Here is a 14650-nt window from a genome sequence, read left to right on the forward strand (position 1 = left end):
ATGAGCGGATTTAAAACACTTCATGGAAAAGCAGCTGCAATGGATAGAGCCAATGTGGATACTGATCAGATTATCCCCAAACAATTTCTAAAGAGAATTGAGAAAACGGGGTTTGGACAATATCTGTTTTATGATTGGAGATTTACGATAGAAGGGCTGCCTAACCCGGAGTTTGAGCTGAATAAGGCTGAAAATCAGGGTGCTGCCATCCTCATAGCAAATGAGAATTTCGGCTGCGGATCTTCAAGGGAGCATGCGCCATGGGCTTTAGCGGATTATGGCTTCAAAGTAATTATTGCGCCTTCGTTTGCCGATATCTTTCATCAAAATTGCTTAAAAAATGGGCTTTTGCCAATCACTCTGCCGGCTGAAACAGTCGAATATTTGCTCGAACGTGCCAAAAACCAGCCGTATGACCTAAAGGTTGATTTGCAAAATGGAATAATTGAAGATAAATATAATTTTTCAGCATCATTCACAATTAATGAATACTGGAAAAAAATGCTGATAAACGGATGGGATGAAATAGAGATTACCCTTCAATTGGAAAGCAGCATTTCAAGTTTTGAAGAAAAACGGTTTACGGTACAGTAGGTATGAAAGATTCATGGCATGAAACCATGAATCTTTTTGTTTTTGTGCTATTTCATGCTACACTAACTTCAAAAATACTAGTTGAGGCGGTTTTAGCATGGGAAAGCGGGAACAGAGAAAACAAAACAATAAAATCATTCTATTTCCCGGCCTTGAGAAGCGACTGCTGGAAAAGGGGCTAGAGTCCTTTCAGCAGAAAAGGTATAAGGAATCGATCCGGTTCTTTGAAGAAGCACTGGAGATGGAGCCTGAGAATACGGATGTTCATATTGGGCTCGTTCTGGCATATTATGAAGCCGGAGCTTTGGAAAAGGCAAAAGAACTGGCTAATAAAATGCTCCAGACAGGCATAGGGGATTACATACAAGTAATGGATCTTTATTTAATGATCCTTGTGCAGCTGCATCAATACAGTGAGATTGCAGCAACGATCGAGGTTTTGCTTGAAGAAAGGGAGATCCCGAAGGAGAAATTTGAGCATTTTAGCAGAATGCTTGAGTTCAGCAGAAAAATGGCTGCTTCACCTTCTGAAACCGAGATCGAAGCACCCGATCCGGAGGAATTTAACAGCAGGAAGCTAAACCTGTTTTCCTGCCAGGAACAGCATGAACAAATGCAGATTGCTGCACAGCTGGCAGAACATAATATCAGGCCTTATCTAGAAGATATTAAAGCCTATTTGGAAGCGAAGGATGGAAGTCTTTTTTTTAAAACGATGCTGTTAAATGTACTTTCTGAGCATGGGTATGAAAAACATGTAACGATTCGGAAGTTTGATAAAAGCCTTCGGGTAAATCCTGTTGAACTGCCACCTGTTCATCAGCAGCCGATGCTGTTAAAAATAGTCAATAAACTGGAGAATCAGCTCGAGCAGGAAGACCCGGTACTATTTGAAAATACAAAGAGCATTGCAGAAAGGCACTTTTTCCTGCTTTATCCGCATGAAGCCCCGCCGGAGAATGCTGCGTCCTGGGCAGCGGCATACCATATGCTCTTAAATGAGTATCATGGCTTAAACAGTTCGATAAGCAAGCTGGGTGATATTTATGATGCTCCCGAAGAGGAAATAGAAGAGGCTCTTGCCTTTATAAGAAAGATAGAAGAAATTTCTTATCCCAATATTTAGCCTTCAATGTTGAAAGACAGGGAGTGTGTGTTATAATATAATGGTTGTATTATGTGTATATATACATTTTTATTAAATGGATATGGCTTGAAAATCAAGAGATATTCATAACATTCTGTCATGAATGAAATGATAATAGATTTTTGGAGGGAAATGATTGTATGTCTGCTAAATTTGAAAAGTTAGAAGGGAACCGCGGGGTTCTTACAATTGAAGTAGATGCAGAGAAAGTAACCGAAGGTTTGGACGCTGCATTCAAAAAAGTAGTTAAGCAGGTAAATGTACCTGGATTCCGTAAAGGTAAAATGCCTCGCGGAATGTTTGAAAAGCGTTTCGGAGTTGAATCTTTATACCAGGATGCAGTGGATTATCTTCTTCCGGAAGCATATGCTAATGCAATTGATGAAACTGGCATTGAGCCTGTTGATCGCCCTGAAATCGATGTTGAGCAAATCGAAAAAGGAAAAAGCCTTATCTTCAAAGCTACAGTAACTGTTAAGCCTGAAGTAAAGCTTGGCGAATATAAAGGTCTTGAAGTTAAGCCGCTTGATACAAACGTTACAGATGAAGATGTTAACAATGAGTTAACTTCCCTTCAGGAAAGACAAGCTGAGCTAGCTGTTAAAGAAGAAGGAAAAGCAGAGAACGGCGATACAGTTGTTATGGACTTTGAAGGATTCGTTGATGGTGAAGCTTTCGAAGGCGGAAAAGCTGAGAACTACTCTTTAGAACTTGGTTCAGGACAATTCATCCCTGGATTTGAAGAGCAGCTGATTGGTACTGCTGCTGGAGAATCTAAGGATGTTGAAGTTTCTTTCCCAGAGGAATACCATGCGGCTGAGTTAGCTGGTAAGCCTGCAACTTTTAAAGTAACTGTACATGAAATCAAAACAAAACAGCTTCCTGAGCTGGATGATGAGTTTGCTAAAGATGCAGACGAAGAAGTGGAAACTTTGGATGCATTAAAAGAAAAAATTAAAACTCGCTTAGAAGAAAGCAAAAAGCATGAAGCTGAGCACCATATCCGCGACACTGCTGTTGAAGCAGCTGCTGCTAATGCAGAAATGGAAATCCCGGCTGCAATGGTTGATACTGAAGTTAACCGCATGATGCAGGAGTTCGAACAGCGTCTTCAAATGCAAGGTATGAACCTGGAACTATACTTCCAGTTCTCCGGACAGGATGAAGCTGCACTGCGCGAGCAAATGAAAGAGGAAGCTGAAAAGCGCGTCCGCGTTAACCTTACTCTTGAAGCAATCGCAAAAGCTGAAAACATCGAAGTAAGCGATGAAGAAGTTACAGAAGAACTTAACAAAATGGCAGAAATGTACAACATGTCTGCTGACCAGATCACACAAGCTCTTGGAAGCCTTGAAGGCCTAAAAGCAGATCTTCAAATTAAAAAAGCAGTAGATTTCCTTGTGGAAAATAGCAAGACTGTTGCATAATAGAAGTAGTAGTAAACAAGGCGCGAGTTTATCGTGCCTTGTTTTATACCATCAAGACCATACATAAAGAAAATCTCCCTTGTATCTTTTGCCTGGTGAAAAGTTTTACGGCATATTGCACATGGACAGGAATACAAATACATATAAATAGATAATTTAATTATCGGTTCAGAGGGCCGACTTAATTTAGCCATTTTTGGTTAAGCTTATGAAAGTACATATAAAATTCAGCCTGGCTTATCTTTGCGAAGACCCATCACATGCATGCATACATAATTAAAATGTTTTAAGAGTTATCATTTCCTGTCCACTGTAAAAATGTGTTACAATGCAATACATAACTGCTGAAGGTTTTGATTTTTACGAAAGTGTAAATGATTAAAGAGGCCTAATTGCAAGTGCAATTATACAGTGTCCTCTTTAATTCCCAACCTTTATATGGCTGAATAAAGAACTAATTGCATGTGAATTCGCAAGCTTTATATATCGTTTTGAAGTTTTTTCAAGGGGTGAAGGATTTGTTTAAATTTAATGACGAAAAAGGGCAATTGAAGTGTTCCTTCTGTGGCAAGACACAGGATCAGGTCCGCAAACTTGTTGCTGGGCCTGGAGTATATATATGTGATGAATGCATTGAGCTTTGCACTGAAATTGTGGAAGAAGAACTGGGAACAGAAGAAGAAGTAGAGTTCAAAGATGTGCCAAAGCCGGCTGAAATCCGCGATATTCTGGATGAATATGTAATTGGCCAGGAGCAGGCGAAGAAATCGCTGTCTGTTGCAGTATATAATCACTATAAGCGCATCAATTCCAACAGCAAGATTGATGAAGTTGAACTATCAAAAAGTAATATTGCCATGATCGGTCCGACTGGAAGCGGTAAAACCCTGCTGGCTCAGACATTGGCCCGTATTCTTAATGTTCCATTTGCCATTGCAGATGCAACATCTTTGACTGAAGCCGGATATGTCGGGGAAGATGTTGAAAATATCCTTCTAAAGCTTATTCAGGCAGCAGATTATGATGTGGAAAAGGCAGAAAAAGGAATCATTTATATTGATGAGATTGATAAGGTTGCACGTAAGTCGGAAAATCCGTCCATCACTCGTGATGTATCAGGTGAAGGTGTGCAGCAGGCGCTGTTGAAAATTCTTGAAGGAACAGTTGCAAGCGTACCGCCACAAGGCGGCCGCAAGCATCCTCATCAGGAATTTATCCAGATTGATACGACCAATATCCTATTTATTTGCGGCGGTGCCTTCGATGGCATTGAGCAAATTATTAAACGCCGTTTAGGACAAAAGGTAATTGGATTTGGTTCAGACCAGAATCAAAAAGAAATCGAGCCAAAGGATCTTCTTGCAAAAGTGCTTCCTGAAGACCTGCTGAAATTCGGATTAATTCCAGAATTTATTGGACGTCTTCCAGTTATTGCAAGCCTTTCCCAGCTTGATGAAGCGGCTCTGATTGAGATTTTAACTAAACCTAAAAATGCACTTGTCAAACAATACCAGAAAATGCTTGAACTAGATGATGTTGAGCTTGATTTCGAAGAAGGCGCACTTGAGGAAATTGCTAAAAAAGCAATTGAAAGAAAAACAGGTGCCCGCGGACTGCGCTCCATTATTGAAGGAATTATGCTGGATGTAATGTTTGATCTTCCTTCTCGTGAAGATATTAAAAAATGCATTATTACGAAAGAAACGGTTATTGATAACGGTTCTCCTAAACTTGTTTTGGAGGATGGTACAGTCGTAGAAGAAGAGCGCAAGACTTCAGCGTAATTGAAAAATGGCCAGTCCCTGCGGGGCATGGCCATTTTTTTGTGCCTTTCTGACCCTTTTTCTTACCTTACTTTTAAATGAATTCCTTGTTTATTCCAACTCAGTCAGGGAGATACTAGCATTATTAACGAGAACAAATAATGCAGGAGGGAACACAATGAGTTGGACGGGGATCGCTTTATTTATCCAATTGTTTTTTGGAATTGTCATTGGGCTTTACTTTTGGAATTTGCTTAGGAGCCAGCGGACACAGAAAGTTTCTATCGACCGTGAATCAAGGAAGGAAATGGATGTATTAAAAAAGATGCGTTCCATTTCATTAACTGAACCTTTATCAGAAAAAGTTCGTCCATCCAGTTTTGCTGACATTGTGGGGCAGGAGGATGGAATTAAGTCTCTGAAAGCAGCATTGTGCGGACCCAATCCTCAGCATGTTATTATTTATGGTCCACCAGGCGTGGGAAAAACGGCTGCGGCCAGGTTGGTTCTGGAAGAAGCCAAGAAAAATGCAAAATCACCCTTTAGGGCAGCTTCTGTTTTTATCGAGCTGGATGCCACTACGGCGAGATTTGATGAGAGGGGTATTGCGGATCCTTTAATAGGTTCTGTACATGATCCTATCTATCAGGGAGCAGGGGCGATGGGACAGGCGGGAATTCCGCAGCCTAAACAGGGTGCTGTTACAAATGCACATGGCGGCGTGCTTTTTATTGATGAAATCGGTGAGCTTCACCCCATTCAGATGAACAAGCTTCTGAAAGTGCTTGAAGACCGGAAAGTATTTCTGGAAAGCGCTTATTATAATGAAGAAAACACTCAAATACCAACCCATATTCATGATATTTTTAAAAATGGCCTGCCTGCGGACTTCCGCCTGATCGGAGCAACTACCAGAACTCCTAATGAAATTCCGCCAGCCATTCGTTCCAGATGCATGGAGGTATTCTTCAGGGAGTTAGCTGAAGAAGAGATAATAGCTGTAGCTGGAAAGGCTGCGGAAAAGGTCAATCTAGCTGTTAGTGAAAAAGGTCTCGGCATTCTTGCTAATTATGCAAGAAATGGACGCGAAGCGGTAAATATGATTCAAATCTCTGCGGGTTTAGCAATTACTGAGGACCGTGATTACATAAAAGATGAAGATATTGAGTGGGTTGTCCAATCGAGTCAGCTTTCACCGAGAATGGAGAGAAAAATCAATTCCCATTCTGCTGTTGGCCTTGTCAACGGGCTGGCAGTATATGGGCCGAACACAGGTGCTTTGCTTGATATTGAAGTTACTGTGATTCCTGCAAAAGAGAAGGGCAGCATTAATATTACAGGCATAGTGGAAGAAGAAAGCATTGGCGGCCAAGGAAAGTCAATCCGGAGAAAAAGTATGGCCAGGGGTTCAATTGAAAATGTTATTACAGTTCTGAGATCAATGGGCGTCCCGGCTGACGAATATGATATTCATGTCAACTTCCCTGGCGGAGTTCCAATTGACGGTCCTTCTGCCGGCATTGCCATGGCGACAGGGATTTATTCTGCCATTTATAAACGGCCAGTTGACAATACTGTTGCTATGACCGGGGAAATCAGCATTCATGGGTATGTCAAGCCAATTGGAGGCGTATATCCAAAGGTGAAGGCAGCCAAAAAAGCGGGAGCACAGACAGTAATCATTCCAAAAGAAAATATGCAATCCATCTTAAAGGAGATAACAGGAATTAAGATTATCCCGGTATCTCATTTGAATGAGGTATTTGAAGCAGCACTGCAAAAAGAGTATCTCAAAGAGCAGGCTGTAACTGCTTCAATCGAATTAAAGAAAAAAGAAAGCATATGATGTGTGGCCCGGTTTGCAGTTGCTGAAAGCCCGCTGTATAAACGCCTCCGCTAATCGCGGTCAGAAACTTCGGTTTGCAGTTTAGGCTACAAACCGAAGTTTTATTTGCGTAAAGAAGGATAAAGTGTAATTATAAATGAATATCATTGAAATACGGCTTTCCGCTATTTCTCTTTAATAGACACTGCTATTTAAATACGATAGAATTGTACAAAGAAATTATTAGCAATAATGGGGTTAAAAAGATGCATTTTGGAGGTGCAATGGAATGGCGAAAAAGAAAGAAATCATCGTCCCCCTCCTGCCGCTTCGGGGCTTGCTGGTTTATCCAACCATGGTTCTGCATTTGGATGTAGGCCGTGAGAAATCGGTTCAGGCTCTGGAAAAAGCAATGGTAGATGACCATTTAATTTTCTTAACAACACAAAAGGATATATCTATAGATGAACCATCAGAAGATGATCTATATGGAATGGGCACGCTCACACGTGTCAAGCAGATGCTCAAGCTTCCAAACGGTACCATCCGTGTTCTTGTTGAAGGGCTTAAGAGAGCGGAAATCATTGATTTTCAGGACGAAACTGAACATTATACCGTTAGTGTGAAGGTTTTTGAGGATCCTGAGACAAAGGATGTAGAAGATCAGGCATTGATGAGGACTATGCTTGAATATTTTGAGCAATACATAAAGGTATCGAAGAAAATATCAGCCGAAACATACTCTTCTGTAGCAGATATTGAAGAGCCTGGGCGTATGGCAGATATCATTTCTTCCCACTTGCCTTTAAAGCTAAAAGAAAAACAGGAAATACTTGAAACCATTGATGTTAAAGAGCGCATGAATCAGGTTATTGAAATCATCCATAATGAAAAAGAAGTTCTGAACCTTGAGAAAAAGATTGGCCAGCGTGTGAAAAAATCAATGGAACGTACGCAGAAGGAATATTATCTTCGTGAACAGATGAAGGCAATCCAAAAAGAACTTGGGGATAAGGAAGGCAAGACAGGAGAAATCGCTGAGCTGACGGAAAAGATTGAAAACGCCGGCATGCCTGAGCATGTTCAGCTTACTGCTTTAAAAGAACTGGATCGCTATGAAAAGGTTCCATCCAGTTCAGCCGAAAGCGCGGTTATCCGCAATTATATTGAGTGGCTTGTCACATTGCCATGGTCGAAGTCAACTGAAGATGACCTGGATATTCTGAGGGCTGAGAGAATCCTGAATGAAGACCATTATGGCCTCGAAAAAGTAAAGGAACGTGTTTTGGAATACCTCGCAGTGCAAAAGCTGACAAACTCCCTTAAAGGCCCTATCCTATGCCTTGCAGGGCCTCCAGGTGTTGGTAAAACAAGTCTTGCACGTTCTATTGCAACATCGCTAAACCGCAATTTCGTCCGTGTATCCCTCGGCGGAGTCCGGGATGAGTCAGAGATTCGCGGACATAGAAGAACTTATGTTGGTGCCATGCCAGGACGCATCATTCAGGGCATGAAAAAGGCAGGGACGATTAACCCTGTATTCCTGCTTGATGAAATCGACAAAATGTCCTCTGATTTCCGCGGGGATCCTTCATCTGCGATGCTGGAGGTTTTAGACCCTGAGCAAAACCATAATTTTAGTGATCATTACATTGAAGAAACCTATGATCTTTCAAAGGTCATGTTCATAGCCACAGCCAATAATCTTGGCACGATCCCTGGCCCGCTGCTGGACAGAATGGAAGTTATCACGATTGCAGGCTATACAGAGCAGGAGAAGATTCACATAGCAAAAGACCACCTGCTGCCTAAGCAAATTAAAGAGCATGGTCTTTCCAAATCCCAGCTTCAGATTCGTGAGGATGGACTTCAGAAGGTAGTCCGCTATTATACCCGGGAGGCAGGAGTCCGCGGGTTGGAGCGCCAGCTGGCTACTATCTGCAGAAAAACGGCTAAAATTATCGTATCCGGGGAAAAGAAGAAAGTGATTGTGAACACAAAAAATGCTGAAGAGTTTCTTGGAAAGCCAAAATACCGCTACGGTCAGGCTGAGCTGGAAGACCAGGTTGGCGTTGCAACAGGGCTGGCCTATACAACAGTTGGCGGCGATACCCTTCAAATAGAAGTATCCCTTTCTCCCGGAAAAGGAAAGCTCGTTCTTACAGGCAAACTGGGGGATGTGATGAAAGAGTCTGCTCAAGCGGCATTCAGTTATGTTCGATCAAAAGCTAAAGAACTGGGCATTGATGAGAATTTCCATGAAAAGCATGACATTCATATCCATGTTCCAGAAGGTGCTGTCCCGAAAGACGGCCCATCTGCCGGAATAACAATTACAACCGCCCTGGTTTCTGCTCTTTCAGGAAAACCAATCCGTAAAGAAGTGGGAATGACAGGGGAAATTACTTTAAGAGGCCGGGTGCTTCCTATTGGCGGCTTGAAAGAAAAATCTTTGAGCGCCCATCGTGCAGGATTGACGAAGATCATCCTCCCTAAAGATAATGAAAAAGACATTGAAGATATCCCTGAAAGCATCAGGGAAGAACTTGATTTCGTTTTAGTATCACATGTGGACGAAGTCTTGAAACATGCCCTGAATGGCGGTGCTCAAGCATGAAAGTAACCAGCTCAGAAATAGTCATCAGTGCTGTTAAGCCTGATCAATATCCTGAAAGCGATTTGCCTGAATTTGCCCTAGCCGGCCGTTCGAACGTCGGCAAATCTTCTTTCATTAATAAAATGCTTAATCGACGAGGACTTGCCAGAATATCCTCTAAGCCGGGGAAGACACAAACCCTGAACTTTTACCTTATAAACGAAATTCTTCACTTCGTTGATGTTCCGGGCTATGGGTATGCAAAGGTATCCAAAAAAGAACGTGAAGCTTGGGGAAAGATGATAGAAACATACTTAACAAACAGGGAGCAGTTAAAAGCAGTTGTGCTGATTGTTGATTTGCGCCATCCCCCTACAAGTGATGATGTCATGATGTACGACTTTTTAAAGCATTATGAAATTCCTTGTGTAGTAATTGCCACAAAAGCTGATAAAATACCGAAATCAAAGTGGCAAAAACATATGAAAATCACGAAAGAAACATTGGATATCGATCCGAATGATCAGATCATTATGTTTTCCTCTGAAACAGGTTATGGGAAAGACCAGGCCTGGTCGGCATTAAAAAGCTATATGTAAATAAAAATCCCGCAGCGTTTGCAGCGGGTTTTTTTGTTTTCTCCATTCAGGTCTTTCTTCCTGGAAATGGTTATGTGCGATATCCTGCAGTTCGTTATTCATTTGGTATTAACTGGATATAATTTTTGTCGAAAGGTAAGGAATCTAAAGGATACGGGAGAATATGGAGTTATGTTGGAGTTTACAGACGTTCAGTTAATGAGAACAGCTTATATACTTTAATTTCATAAGTTATCATAAAATATGAATTTTGAGAATATTCATAAATAATGATAGAGTTAAAGGGCACATAAAAAAGAGAGATACTGAAGGGGGAATTTAGACTAGTGAGACATTGGTTAAAAGGAATCATAGCAGCTGCTTTTGTATTGGTCCTGGCTTCATGCGGATCAGAGGAAGCGTCTAAAAGCGGAATGGATCTAGTAGACGAAGACAAATTTACGTATGCGGCTTCGGGAGAGTTCAAACCTTTTAGTTATACAAATGATGATGGAAGCATGAGCGGCTTTGATATTGATGTAGCCGAGGCTGTAGCAAAAGAACTCGGGCTTGAGCCAGTTCAGAATAAATTTAAGTTTGGCGGTATAGTGGAGGGAGTTAAGTCAGGCCGTTTTGATGCAGCCGTAGCCAGCCACACCATTACCGAAGAACGTTTGAAAGCAGTAAATTTTTCAACTCCATATTACTATTCAGGCCCGCAAATATATGTGCGTCCGGATAGCACGATTGAGACACTGTCTGATCTCGAAGGCAAGGAGATAGCAGTATCAAAAGGATCTACATACACTTCAAATGCAGAGGAAGTGACAGATAACATTCAGTTTTATGACAGTGATGTTGTCGCCCTGGAAGCATTGAGCAAGGGAAAACATGATGCTGTTATCACTGATTTTGTTACAGGCAAAGAAGCAATTGGCGCCGGAATGAAAATTGAAGGCAAAGAGCTGCTTGGCCGCAGTGAGCAGGCAATTGCAGTTGCAAAGGATAATAAAGAGCTGCTCGAAAAAGTGAATGAAGCTCTTGAAACACTTCGCGAGAATGGAACACTCACAGAAATCAGCAAAAAATATATCGGTGAAGATATAACAGTTGATCCTGAGAAGGAATAACATTGCGGGCGGATGTGTATTAGACATTCGCCTGTTTTGTTTTTTTACACAAAATGAAATTGCCATCTGAAGGGGGATTTTTGTGGATTTATTTACAAAGTTTATTGATACATATCCCGTATTTTTAAAGGGGATGCTCTTAACCTTTCAATTAACCATTGTATCGGTGTTTATTGCTATTTTTATCGGGTTGTTTTTTGCTTTTTTAAAGATATCAAGAGTGAAAGTTCTGGAATGGATTGCAGACATCTATATTTTTCTTGTGAGGGGAACACCTCTTGTTGTTCAGATATTCATTTTCTATTTCGGATTGACGGCGCTGGATATTTCACAGTTTTGGTCGGTTGTGCTTGGACTTGCTTTTCACAACGGTGCCTACATAGCCGAAATTTTCAGGGGCTCCATTCAATCCATCGACAAGGGACAGATGGAAGCAGGACGTTCACTGGGTATGACTGCCGGCCTTGCAATGAGAAGAATCATTCTTCCTCAGGCATTCCGCCGGGCTATGCCGCCTCTTGGGAATCAGTTTATCATTGCATTGAAGGATTCCTCACTGGCTTCCTTCATCGGCATGTACGAGCTCTTTAACGTGGCCACAACATATGGTTCCAATGAATATGACTACATGAGCTATTTGCTGATCGTAGCTGTTTACTATTTAGTACTTGTACTTATTTTCTCAATCCTTGTAAATATGATTGAGAAAAGAATGGCAAGCAGTGATTAAGGGGGAATGAGGCATGAGTGAATCGTACATGATTAAGGTTGAAAAATTGAATAAATCTTTCGGAGATCTCCACGTCCTGAAAGACATTGACATAACAGTGAAGGAAAGCGATGTAGTTTGCCTGATTGGTGCCAGCGGGTCCGGAAAAAGCACACTGCTCCGCTGCTTGAACTTTCTTGAATTAAAAGACAGCGGCAATATCATTTTTGAGGGTGAAAAGGTTGAAAAAGAAACACATGACCTAAATAAAGTAAGAGAAAAAGTAGGAATGGTTTTTCAGCATTTTCATTTATTTCCTCATATGACTGTTCTCGAAAATGTGATGGAAGCACCTTTACATGTGAAAAAGCTTCCAAAGGATCAAGTGAAAAAAGATGCCCAGGAGCTATTAAAAAAAGTTGGGCTTTCTGACAAGGAGAATGTATACCCATCAAAACTTTCTGGCGGACAAAAACAGCGTGTAGCCATTGCAAGGGCACTGGCAATGAAGCCCGATATCATGCTTTTTGATGAGCCGACATCGGCATTGGACCCGGAACTTGTGGGGGAAGTGCTTTTCACAATGAAGGAGCTGGCCCTGGAAGGCATGACAATGGTCGTCGTCACGCATGAAATGGGCTTTGCAAGAGAAGTGGCAGACTGGGCTGTCTATATGCATGACGGAAGAATTGTAGAAGTGGGACACCCGGAGGATTTGTTTAACAATCCAAAAGAGCAGAGAACCAAAAATTTCTTGGATTCGGTTCTCTAAACAGTTTGAATGGTAAAAGACAGGGAAAAGCCAAATATCCCTGTCTTTTATTTTTTCTTTGATAATAAAAAATACAATCCAATTAGCATTAATAGGATTGGCCAAAATTGCCAAACATCAGAGACGCCATTTTCAAGAAGTCCCATCCACTCAGCTACTCTGTCATAAAACAGGAGCAATGCGGCAAGAATTAAGAATAAGATGCCCTGGAATAATCCTGCACCTGTTTTCTGATGCCGAAGGAGGAAGCCGAGAGCAATTATAAGAATGAATGTACCAATATGATCCGGCCAAATTTCGAGGCGGTTCACCACATGAAAATGCAGGCCAAATCCGGTTAAAATAACCCCTGGCAATATGGAATCATTATCCCTTGCGCCATATCCCTGAATTAAAAAGGCTGCTCCGACGATAATGAGAAGAGTCGGCCAGGAATAAAAAGACTGTAAGGCAGTAAATCCGCTCTGCTGGAGAAAAAAGTAGGCTCCAAATCCGAGTAAAATAACTCCGGGGAAAATACGCTGATTTTTCATGAAAAACACCACTTCCAATAAGGTTCACTTGAATCCGGCAAGTTTTTTTGTTACTGTACATAAGGGAGTATTTGTCTATTTTAAGATTACCTTAGACAGGCTCCTGTTTAAAATATAGTATCATATGTGTTCATTATCTGTTCACATTTAAGCATTAATTGAAAAAATAGAAATGATATAATTAATATTAATGAACTAGGCAATAATTATGGGGGTGTCAATTTCAATGCATATCTTAGTCGTCGGTCTTAACTATAAAACTGCCCCTGTTGAAATCCGTGAACGTCTAACCTTTAATCCTTCACAATTGGGCGAGGCAATGAAGACTTTAAATGACAAAAAAAGCATTTTAGAGAATGTCATTCTGTCTACTTGCAATCGGACCGAAATTTATGCAGTTGTGGACCAGCTTCATACTGGCCGCTATTATATAAAGGAATTTTTGGCAGAACATTTCAATATGGATCAGAATGAATTTTCTCCATTCCTATTTATTTATGAAGAGGATGGGGCCATAGAGCATCTATTCAAAGTAGCATGCGGCCTAAACTCCATGATCCTTGGCGAGACACAGATTTTAGGACAGGTAAGGTCCAGTTTTCTGGGAGCTCAATCGGAACATACAACCGGTACCGTCTTTAACCACTTGTTTAAGCAGGCAGTAACTCTTGCTAAGCGTGCACACTCCGAAACGGAAATAGGGGCAAATGCAGTCTCTGTCAGCTATGCAGCAGTGGAACTGGCTAAGAAGATTTTTGGATCACTTGAAAATAAACATGTTCTAATATTAGGAGCCGGTAAAATGGGTGAGCTGGCAATTCAAAACCTTCATGCCAACGGAGCCAGCAAAGTAACGGTTATTAACCGTACATTTGAAAAAGCACAGAATCTTGCAAGCCGCTATGCGGGCCAGGCAAAGACGCTGCATGAGCTTCAATGTGCTCTTGTTGAAGCGGATATTTTAATCAGTTCCACCGGGGCCAAAGAATTTGTTGTCACAAAGGATATGATGGCTTACGCAGAAAGAATGCGCAAAGGCAAGCCTCTATTTATGGTTGATATTGCTGTCCCAAGAGACCTGGATCCGAAACTGGCAGAACTGGACAGTGTTTTCCTATATGATATTGATGATCTAGAAGGCATTGTAGAAGCCAACCTTCAGGAGCGAAAAAAGGCAGCCGAAAAGATTCAGCTGATGATTGAAGGAGAAATTGTTGAATTCAAGCAATGGCTGAACCTGCTTGGTGTTGTTCCGGTCATTTCCGCCTTGCGTGAGAAAGCACTGGCTATACAGAGTGAAACCATGACAAGCATTGAAAGAAAGCTGCCGCATTTGAGTGATCGCGATAAAAAAGTGCTGAACAAGCATACAAAGAGCATTATCAATCAGCTATTAAAAGATCCTATTTTACAAGCTAAAGAAATGGCTGGACAGAAAGATTCCGAACAGGCATTAGATTTATTTGTAAAAATCTTTAATATAGAAGAACTTGTTTCAGATCAGCAGAACGTGCACGCAGCAGCCAAACCAAAGCACGCATTCGCTCAATCACAGCAGACTTCCTTTCAATCATAA

12 protein-coding genes are annotated in these 14650 nt (G+C 41.3%); 11 read left to right on the forward strand and 1 reads right to left on the reverse strand.

Features of this window, described 5'->3' with window-relative positions; all coding sequences use genetic code 11:
• The 10 genes from leuD (at position 1) to NYE23_RS00950 (ending at position 12541) form a co-directional block, all read left to right on the forward strand.
• Entirely contained in the window at positions 1 to 594 is a 594-nt protein-coding gene (gene leuD / locus NYE23_RS00905) for a 3-isopropylmalate dehydratase small subunit (protein WP_341074857.1), read from the forward strand.
• 97 nt (positions 595 to 691) lie between these two features.
• On the forward strand, positions 692 to 1720 hold the full coding sequence (locus NYE23_RS00910; RefSeq protein WP_341074858.1) for a tetratricopeptide repeat protein: 1029 nt from the start codon (positions 692 to 694) through the stop codon (positions 1718 to 1720).
• A gap of 161 nt (positions 1721 to 1881) precedes the next feature.
• Positions 1882 to 3168 carry a trigger factor gene (gene tig / locus NYE23_RS00915; protein WP_341074860.1) on the forward strand — a complete coding sequence of 429 codons (1287 nt, stop codon included), beginning with the start codon at positions 1882 to 1884 and terminating at the stop codon, positions 3166 to 3168.
• Positions 3169 to 3686: 518 nt separating this feature from the next.
• Positions 3687 to 4952, forward strand: a complete 1266-nt coding sequence (gene clpX / locus NYE23_RS00920; RefSeq protein WP_341074861.1) for an ATP-dependent protease ATP-binding subunit ClpX — start codon at positions 3687 to 3689, stop codon at positions 4950 to 4952.
• Positions 4953 to 5109: 157 nt separating this feature from the next.
• A complete protein-coding gene (gene lonB, locus NYE23_RS00925) occupies positions 5110 to 6777 on the forward strand; it encodes an ATP-dependent protease LonB (protein WP_341074862.1) in 1668 nt (555 codons plus the stop codon).
• A 268-nt stretch (positions 6778 to 7045) separates the two neighbouring features.
• A complete protein-coding gene (lon, locus tag NYE23_RS00930; protein WP_341074863.1) occupies positions 7046 to 9373 on the forward strand; it encodes an endopeptidase La in 2328 nt (775 codons plus the stop codon).
• Positions 9370 to 9951 (forward strand): ribosome biogenesis GTP-binding protein YihA/YsxC, encoded by a 582-nt coding sequence (gene yihA / locus NYE23_RS00935; protein ID WP_341074864.1) that lies wholly within the window; start codon positions 9370 to 9372, stop codon positions 9949 to 9951. Before lon ends, yihA begins: the two co-directional genes overlap by 4 nt.
• A 326-nt stretch (positions 9952 to 10277) precedes the next feature.
• On the forward strand, positions 10278 to 11060 hold the full coding sequence (locus NYE23_RS00940) for a transporter substrate-binding domain-containing protein (protein WP_341074865.1): 783 nt from the start codon (positions 10278 to 10280) through the stop codon (positions 11058 to 11060).
• Between the two features lie 82 nt (positions 11061 to 11142).
• Complete coding sequence (locus tag NYE23_RS00945) at positions 11143 to 11790, forward strand: amino acid ABC transporter permease (RefSeq protein ID WP_035332627.1); 648 nt, start codon at positions 11143 to 11145, stop codon at positions 11788 to 11790.
• 13 nt (positions 11791 to 11803) lie between these two features.
• Positions 11804 to 12541 (forward strand): amino acid ABC transporter ATP-binding protein, encoded by a 738-nt coding sequence (locus NYE23_RS00950; RefSeq protein ID WP_341074866.1) that lies wholly within the window; start codon positions 11804 to 11806, stop codon positions 12539 to 12541.
• A 47-nt stretch (positions 12542 to 12588) separates the two neighbouring features.
• Here the strand turns inward: NYE23_RS00950 and NYE23_RS00955 are convergent, their stop codons facing one another.
• The gene (locus tag NYE23_RS00955) at positions 12589 to 13074 is read right to left on the reverse strand and encodes a LiaI-LiaF-like domain-containing protein (protein WP_341074867.1); all 486 of its coding nucleotides are present in this window, start codon (positions 13072 to 13074) and stop codon (positions 12589 to 12591) included.
• Positions 13075 to 13300: 226 nt separating this feature from the next.
• Here NYE23_RS00955 and hemA point away from each other — a divergent pair, with 226 nt between their 5' ends.
• A complete protein-coding gene (hemA, locus tag NYE23_RS00960) occupies positions 13301 to 14650 on the forward strand; it encodes a glutamyl-tRNA reductase (protein ID WP_341074868.1) in 1350 nt (449 codons plus the stop codon).

The sequence above is a fragment of the Cytobacillus sp. FSL H8-0458 genome, assembly GCF_038002165.1.
GTDB lineage: Bacteria > Bacillota > Bacilli > Bacillales > Cytobacillaceae > Cytobacillus.

Excerpts from the sequence above, each read along its gene's own strand:
- leuD (WP_341074857.1), top strand. The coding sequence starts at position 1 with ATGAGCGGATTTAAAACACTTCATGGAAAAGCAGCTGCAATGGATAGA.
- NYE23_RS00910 (WP_341074858.1), top strand. The coding sequence starts at position 692 with ATGGGAAAGCGGGAACAGAGAAAACAAAACAATAAAATCATTCTATTT.
- tig (WP_341074860.1), top strand. The coding sequence starts at position 1,882 with ATGTCTGCTAAATTTGAAAAGTTAGAAGGGAACCGCGGGGTTCTTACA.
- lonB (WP_341074862.1), top strand. The coding sequence starts at position 5,110 with ATGAGTTGGACGGGGATCGCTTTATTTATCCAATTGTTTTTTGGAATT.
- lon (WP_341074863.1), top strand. The coding sequence starts at position 7,046 with ATGGCGAAAAAGAAAGAAATCATCGTCCCCCTCCTGCCGCTTCGGGGC.
- yihA (WP_341074864.1), top strand. The coding sequence starts at position 9,370 with ATGAAAGTAACCAGCTCAGAAATAGTCATCAGTGCTGTTAAGCCTGAT.
- NYE23_RS00950 (WP_341074866.1), top strand. The coding sequence starts at position 11,804 with ATGAGTGAATCGTACATGATTAAGGTTGAAAAATTGAATAAATCTTTC.
- NYE23_RS00955 (WP_341074867.1), bottom strand. The coding sequence starts at position 13,074 with ATGAAAAATCAGCGTATTTTCCCCGGAGTTATTTTACTCGGATTTGGA.
- hemA (WP_341074868.1), top strand. The coding sequence starts at position 13,301 with ATGCATATCTTAGTCGTCGGTCTTAACTATAAAACTGCCCCTGTTGAA.